The organism is Pseudomonas sp. PICF141 (assembly GCF_002286815.1).
Taxonomy (GTDB): domain Bacteria; phylum Pseudomonadota; class Gammaproteobacteria; order Pseudomonadales; family Pseudomonadaceae; genus Aquipseudomonas.
Window position 1 is genome coordinate 45219 of record NZ_MUNM01000045.1, and the last position, 7128, is coordinate 52346.

Here is a 7128-nt window from a genome sequence, read left to right on the forward strand (position 1 = left end):
CGCCGTCCAACGGGGGCAAGCCCCCTCGCCACAGGGGTTATTGGGTCTTCGTTGGCCTGCCCTGGCCAAAGGCTTCATCCACCTGGGCCAGGTCCTGCTCGCTCAAGGTGCCGGCGTAGTAATGCAACTTGGTCCAGGCCATCAAATAGTCGTAACGCGCCTGGGCCAGATCCCGGCGGGTGGTAAACAGTTGTTGTTCGGCATTCAGCGCATCGAGGTTGACCCGTTCGCCGCCCAAAATGCTTTGTTTGGTCGAGACCACCAGCGCTTCAGCCGACACCAATGCCTTCTGATAAGCGCGCAATTTATTGACCCCCGACAGGCAGGCGCTGAACTGACGGCGCAGCTGGATCAGGGTTTCCCGGGTCTTGCCGTCCAGCTCGTACTCGGCCTGTTCCATGGTGCGGCTGGCCTGCCGGGTGGAGGCCGAAACCCCGCCACCGGCATACAGCGGCACGTTGACTTCGATACCGATGGTGTTGGTGTCGTAGCGCTGGTTATAGGTGTTGCCGCTTTCCGACTCGTTCTGGCGCACCGAGGCGTAGGCGCTGACTTTTGGCAGGTGGCCGGCGCGGTTGCGTTCGACCTCGTAGCGCGCCACTTCCACCGCCTGGCGCTGGGAGGCCAGGTTCGGGTTGTTGGCCACCGCCATCTCGTGCCAGGTGTCGTAATTGGCCGGTTGCAGGGTGAAGGTCTGGAAGTTCTGATCCAGTGGCGTCAGGTCGGCAATGTCGATGGCCGGCACGCCAATCAGCGCGCCCAGCTCACGCAGGGCCGCATCCTGTTCATCGTGCGCCTCGATCTCCTCGGCGGTCGCCAGTTCATAACGTGATTCGGCTTCGAGGATATCGGTGCGTGTGCCTTCGCCTTGGCGGAACATCTGCTCGTTCTGCTGAAACTGCTGCTCGAAGGCTTTCTTCTTGGCTCGTGCGATATCGATCTGATCCTGAGCGAACAGCGCCTTGGTGTAGTTCTCCAGCACCCGAACCAACAGTTCCTGGCTCTTGCCGCGGAAGTTTTCGTCAGCGAACAGCGATTGCGCCACGCCTTTGCGATACGCCGCATAGGCCTCGTAGTCGAGCAGCGGCTGTTGCAGGGTCAAGGTCGAGCCGTAACTGCTGTAATTGCGGTCATCACTTTGGCGGTTCCCGCGATCGTTGAGGTAGGTGACCTTGGAGTCGTTACGCCCCTTGTTGTAGTTGTAACCGAGCCTGGGCAGCAGCCCGGCGCGGCCTATGGCGCGGTTTTCAAGGCCTGCATCGCGTTCCTTGATGGCGCCGAGAAATACCGGATCATTGCGTAGCGCTTGCTCATAAATGTCGAACGGCCCCAGGGCCATCGCGCTGTTGCATGTCAGCAACGCCAGTGTCGCTGCCAGCAGGGAAAGCTTATTCATACAGCCGAACATCCTTATTCCTCGGTCAACGCGGAGCCTGCCCGGTCGAGCAGCGGTTTGAACAAATAGTTGAGGAGTGAACGTTCACCGGTACGCACGAACATTTCCGCCGGCATGCCAGGCTTGATCACCAGGCCGTTGAGTTGTTCCATCGCCTGGTCACTGACACTGCTGCGCAGCACGTAGTACGGCACGCCGGTTTTCTCATCGACCATCTGGTCGGCGGAGATCAGGCTGACTTCGCCAGGGACTCGCGGGGTACGGCTCTGGTTGAACGCGGTAAACAGAATGTCCACCGGCAATTGCGTGCCGACCTTGTCGATCAGGTTGATCGGCAAGTGCCCTTCCACTTCCAGGCGGGCACCTTGCGGGACGATCTCCAGCAGCGTGTCGCCCTGACGCACCACTGCGCCTTCGGTGTGAACCCCAAGGTTGACGGCGATGCCATCGGCGGTGGCGATGATTTCGCTGTGTTGCAGGTCGAAGCCGGCGGAAGTCAATTGCTCTTCCAGGGTCACGCTTTTGAGTTGCGCCTCGGCCAGTTGGCTGCGGACTTCCTTCTGGTATTCCTCGCTGTGCTGTTGCAGTTTCAGGCGCGATTCCAGGATGCCCTGCTCCACCCGACCGCTTTCGCCGGTGTTTTCGGCCAGCTGTTGCTGCACTTGTGACAACTGACGCTGGTAATCCATCAAGCGGTTGCGCGGGATGTAGCCGTTGTCCGCCAAGGGCTGAAGATTGCTCAACTGTTGTTGCAGGGAACTGGCCTGGGCCGTCAGGTCGGTGCGCGCGCGGCGCATGCCGGCCAGTTGCGCGCTGGCGCCTTCTATGTTGGCGCGCAGGGCGGCTTGCTCGCGGGAAAACGCTTCGCGACGGCTGCTGAACAATTGCCGTTGGCCTTCGAGCACCAGGGCCAGGCGCGGGTCAGGATCGTTGCTCAGTTCGGCGGGGAAATCCACTTGCTTGAGGTTGTCCCGTTCGCTCTGCCACCGTGCCAGGCTGGCCCACGCCATGCGGTATTGCGCTTGCAGCGATTGCACATCGGCCGCGACCTGGGTCTGGTCGAGGCGAAACAGTGGCTGGCCCTGCTTCACCACTTGGCCTTCGCGCACCAGAATCTGGCTGACCACACCGCTGCTCATTGATTGCACGGCTTTGCGCTTGCCGGAAACCACCACGGTCCCTTGCACCGGAATGCCTTGATCGAGCGGCGCGAGGCTCGCCCACGTGAAAAAACTGCCGGCACCGACAATCGCCAGAATCCAGCCCATGCGGGCGAAGAAACGCGCGTCGCGCTCAGGGCGTTCGGCGATGTAGTCGTGTTCCATCGTCGCTTCGCTGTCGTCGTTCATGCGTGTGCTGCTCATACACCCGAATTCCTTGTCGTGGGCTGATATTGCCGGCTCATGCTGAGCCCGCCCGGTGCCTGCGCAGGTTTTTCACGTTGCTGTTCCTGAGCGCCTGACGAGTTACCGGCCAGTGCCTTGAGCACTTCCTGGCTTGGGCCGAAGGCCTGCAAGCGACCTTCGTTGAGCACCAGTAACTTGTCGGCCTGGGCCAGGGCCGAAGAGCGATGGGTCACCAGAATCACGCTGGTGCCCTGGGCTTTCATTTGCGCGATGGCGCCGGCCAGTGCCGCTTCGCCGACGGTGTCGAGGTTGGAGTTCGGTTCATCCAGCACCACCAGGCTCGGGTTGCCGTACAACGCGCGAGCCAGGGCCACACGTTGTTTCTGGCCTCCGGACAAACCGCTGCCGTCCTCGCCCAGCACGGTGTCGTAGCCCTGCGGCATGCGCAGAATCAGTTCATGAACGCCGGCCTGTTGCGCGGCTTCGACGACTTTTTGCGGATCCGTCTCACGGAAGCGGGCGATGTTTTCGGCGATGCTGCCGCTGAACAGTTCGATGTCCTGGGGCAGATAACCGATGTAAGGGCCCAGATCGTTGCGGTTCCAGCGATGAATGTCCGCGCCATCGAGACGCACCGTGCCACCCAGCGTCGGCCAGACGGCGACCAGCACCCGCGCCAGGGTCGATTTGCCGGAGCCGGAAGCCCCGAGCACGCCCAGCACTTCCCCGGCGCCGAGGTTGAAATTGACCATGTGCAAGGTCGCGGCCCGTTGCCCGGGTGGGCCGGCGCTGACTTGCTCGAACGTAATCTGGCCTTTCGGCGCCGGCAGCGCCATGGCCTCGTCAGTCGGCGGATAGGCTTGCAGCAAGGCGTCGAGACGGCGATAAGCGAGTTTGGCGCCGCTCCACTGTTTCCACACGGCGATCAACTGATCGATGGGGCTCAGTACCCGACCCATCAGGATGGAACCTGCGATCATCATCCCGGCGGTCATATCCCCTTTGATCACCAGCAAGGCGCCCAGCCCCAGCACCAGGGATTGCAGGCACAAGCGCAGGGTTTTGCTCAGGGAGCTGATAACCGCACCGGTGTCGCTGGCCTGATTCTGCAAGCCGAGAAAACGCGAATGCACCTCAAACCAGCGCTTGCGCAAGACACCGAGCATGCCCATGGCCTGAATGGTCTCGGCGTTATGCAGGTGACTGGTGGCCAGTTGGCCGGATTTCTGGGAAAAACCCGCGGCTTCGCCCAAGGGCTTTTTGGTCATCATCTCGTTGAGGCAGGCCAGCCCGATCAGCAGTACCGCGCCCGCGGTGGCCAATACACCGAGCCAGACGTTGAACAGAAAGATCACAAACAGATACACCGGAAACCAGGGTGCATCGAAGAAGGCAAACAGCGCCGGACCGGTGACGAATTGGCGAATATGGGTCAAGTCACCCAGGGATTGCCCCGCGTTGCCCTCGCCTTTGAACAGGTTGCGCTCGAAAGCGGCCTGATACACCCGCAGGTTGAAGCGGCGCTCCAGTTGGCTGCCGATACGGATGACAATGAAGCTGCGCACGATTTCCAGCAAACCGATAAAAACGAAGAATCCGACCACCATCAATGACAACATCGCCAGGGTGGTTTCGTTTTGCGAAGACAATACCCGGTCATAGACCTGCAGCATATAAATCGAGGGGACCAACATCAGCACATTAATCAGTGCGGTGAAACACCCGACGCTGATCAGGATGCTCTTATAGTCGCCCAGTGCCTTGAATAACGGTGCGGTGGCCGGGCTCTTCGCCATCTTCATTGGTTTTTCCTGAGGTATTAATCCTCGCCTTACTTGGCGAGGTTCCGATTAACTGTCCGCACACGGGTCGAGACATTCTTTTGCCGGTGATTGCTTGCACATTAATAACAACGCTTTGTGTTCTTCAAAGCGTTCCGGTTATTGATCGGCTGCTTGTATCGGCAATAACGAGCTTTATATCCAGACTTGGCGCCTGCCCGACATTTTTCACTTAATGCGCAATGCGCTCGAGCGTAATGATCAGACCTGACTTCAAGGTGCTTTTATAAAGCCCCTCACGCTGTCGGCTGAAAAATAGAATTCTTGAGCCTTCTTTACCCGTCACGGCAATACCGTCCGGTTCCGGGAACCAGCCAATCGCCGACTCGTTCAGCCAGGCGGCTAGGCAATCGGCCCCCTTGCCCAGGGTCTGGTCCGGTTTGAGCTCGACCGAGCAAACATTCGACGGTTTGTCCTGCAGCGCCTGGGACTCGGGGGAATCCTGCGCAGTGTTCAAAGTGGCTTGCCATGTTCCGGCGAGTTCCGACGGGTCGGCTAATTTCAGACTGCGTGCCATGGCTACCTCTCCCAGAAACATCATCAGCGTCGCCAACAGCCACGCGGTTGCTTTGCAGGTAAAAGCGTTGTGGATCATAGGGCGTTTTACTCATGGTTGTAGCTTACGCATTGCCGTTCAAGGGACAGAAAGCGGCGCGTCAAGCGCCGCTCCTTTTTGCCTTGAATCAGGCCACGATGTCCGAGTACGCCGCCTGGCCAACCGTGCTGACCAGGAAGTCAGCCACGCCGTGCCCGGAGAAATCCACCGACAACAGGCTGTTACCGCCCGAAGTGGTCAACACCGCATCGCCTGCCGCACCGGTGAACGCGTTCACGAAATGCAGGCCCGCGCCTTGGGTGATGCCGGTCAGGTCGATCTTGTCCAGGCCACTGACAAAATCGAGGATCTGGTCGACCGCACCTGGCTTGGAGTCGCTGCTGGCGGCGAACACAAAAGTGTCCGAACCCGAACCGCCCCACAGTTTGTCCGAACCGCCGGCGCCGAAGAGGATGTCGTTGCCGGCACCACCTTTCAGTTCATTGGCCACGCTATTTCCGATCAGCAGGTCGCTACCCGAACCGCCCATTGCGTTTTCGACGGTAACGCCCTTGGCAATGGACACGTTGCCTACCATGCCGCCAACATCGGAGAACGAGGCTTCATTGAGGTTGATCTTCTGGTTTTGGGTGAAACCGGAGAAATCCAGAGTGTCCCTGCCACCCGCATCCCAGACCGAGAACACCACTTTGTCCGATGACGAAAACGCGCTTAGGAAGTCGCGACCGGCGTTGGAGTTGAAGCCGTAGGTGGTATCACCGGTTCGGGTGGTGGTGTTGGCACCGTAGAGTTTCTGGATGGCGGCGATATCGTCCATCAGCGGGCCGGACGCATAGGCTTCCACACCATTTTTGCTGAAATTCTGGTCGGTGTTGCTCTCGCTCCAGTAACTCATGAGGCTGTAACCGCGAGTGTCTTCCCCGTAGGTCGCGTCGTTGTAGGTCGGCGCGCCTTCACCGGCGTTGTAGTCGCCAGGATGAGCCAGCCCAAGGGAATGACCGATTTCATGGGTCAGGGTCTGACGGCCGTAATTGTTCAGGTCCGGCGTCTTGTTGACGTTATAGCCACTGCCCGTCAGGTACCAGGAAGTCCCGTCATAACCCGCACCGGTGCCAGGCAGGTAGGCGAATGCTGCGGCGCCATCCTGACCACTACTGTAGTTACCGAAAGTCATGTGACCGTCGCCGCCAAAAGACTTTTCGGTAAAGGTGACATTGGCCACGTCGGCCCAGGATTGCATGGCAAGCACGGCCTGGGCTTTCTGTTGCGCGCTGAACTGACTGAACCCGCTGATGCCATGCTTGTTCATGGTGCTCGACGAGGCCGAGGTCAGGAACGTGTAGGTGAGTTCGATTTTGCCGCTGCCGTCCTTGTCCAGGTAGGCCGCGCCGTCACGCAGCAGCTGGGTAGCGGCCTCGTCGACGGAGAAGGAGGGTTTGCCATTGACCGTGAGATTGCCACCCCGATCATACTGATGGCTGAAACTATCGATCTGGTTGTAAGCGGAACTGGGGGCGCCCAGCGCTTGCAATGGCGCAAAGCCCTGTTCAGCAAGATCAATAGCGTTGTCTTTTACTTTCGACATAAACACACTTCCTTGTTTAGCAATGGAACAGTTTTTGTCCGATACGACAATCTCTGGCGAGATCGTCCTATCACTCGCCCAATGAAGGCGTATAAAAACTGACACAATTCGAAATCAAACGTCTACATTTTTTTTGACGTCAAATTGAGTTGTTCCGGCGAACTCCAGCAAACAGTGCGCGCGATGCAGAAATAGAGTTTTTAGTTGAAGGTTTTAATTGGATTGTCCGACAATCTACTATCTAAATATTAAATAAGAGTAAGTTGTTTTCCTGTAGAGGAGTTCTCGTTTTTTCGGACTTCTTAGTGTCGGTGCCATTGTATTGCTATCAACTCCAATTTTTATTGGGTGGCCACTTTCACGACTGCTGCGCAGCCGAACGCAGCCTTCGGCAGCTGCTACAG

The 7128-nt window shown here is 58.6% G+C and carries 5 protein-coding genes; all 5 read right to left on the minus strand.

Annotated elements, in window-relative coordinates:
• Nucleotides 1-37 precede the first annotated feature (37 nt).
• The gene (locus tag BZL43_RS12490; RefSeq protein WP_095632587.1) at nucleotides 38-1408 is read right to left on the minus strand and encodes a TolC family outer membrane protein; all 1371 of its coding nucleotides are present in this window, start codon (nucleotides 1406-1408) and stop codon (nucleotides 38-40) included.
• 2 nt (nucleotides 1409-1410) lie between these two features.
• Nucleotides 1411-2760, minus strand: a complete 1350-nt coding sequence (locus tag BZL43_RS12495) for an HlyD family type I secretion periplasmic adaptor subunit (RefSeq protein WP_095632588.1) — start codon at nucleotides 2758-2760, stop codon at nucleotides 1411-1413.
• Complete coding sequence (locus tag BZL43_RS12500) at nucleotides 2757-4544, minus strand: type I secretion system permease/ATPase (RefSeq protein WP_095632589.1); 1788 nt, start codon at nucleotides 4542-4544, stop codon at nucleotides 2757-2759. The genes BZL43_RS12495 and BZL43_RS12500 overlap by 4 nt, the downstream gene beginning before the upstream one ends.
• 211 nt (nucleotides 4545-4755) lie before the next feature.
• Nucleotides 4756-5178: an AprI/Inh family metalloprotease inhibitor gene (locus BZL43_RS12505; protein WP_095632590.1), complete on the minus strand. Its 423-nt coding sequence runs from the start codon at nucleotides 5176-5178 to the stop codon at nucleotides 4756-4758.
• 88 nt (nucleotides 5179-5266) lie between these two features.
• Nucleotides 5267-6724: a serralysin family metalloprotease gene (locus BZL43_RS12510; RefSeq protein ID WP_095632591.1), complete on the minus strand. Its 1458-nt coding sequence runs from the start codon at nucleotides 6722-6724 to the stop codon at nucleotides 5267-5269.
• Nucleotides 6725-7128: the final 404 nt, after the last annotated feature.

Bases quoted from the DNA above. Each gene is read 5' to 3' on its own strand.
- BZL43_RS12490 (WP_095632587.1), bottom strand. From the start codon at position 1,408: ATGTTCGGCTGTATGAATAAGCTTTCCCTGCTGGCAGCGACACTGGCG.
- BZL43_RS12495 (WP_095632588.1), bottom strand. From the start codon at position 2,760: ATGAGCAGCACACGCATGAACGACGACAGCGAAGCGACGATGGAACAC.
- BZL43_RS12500 (WP_095632589.1), bottom strand. From the start codon at position 4,544: ATGAAGATGGCGAAGAGCCCGGCCACCGCACCGTTATTCAAGGCACTG.
- BZL43_RS12505 (WP_095632590.1), bottom strand. From the start codon at position 5,178: ATGATCCACAACGCTTTTACCTGCAAAGCAACCGCGTGGCTGTTGGCG.
- BZL43_RS12510 (WP_095632591.1), bottom strand. From the start codon at position 6,724: ATGTCGAAAGTAAAAGACAACGCTATTGATCTTGCTGAACAGGGCTTT.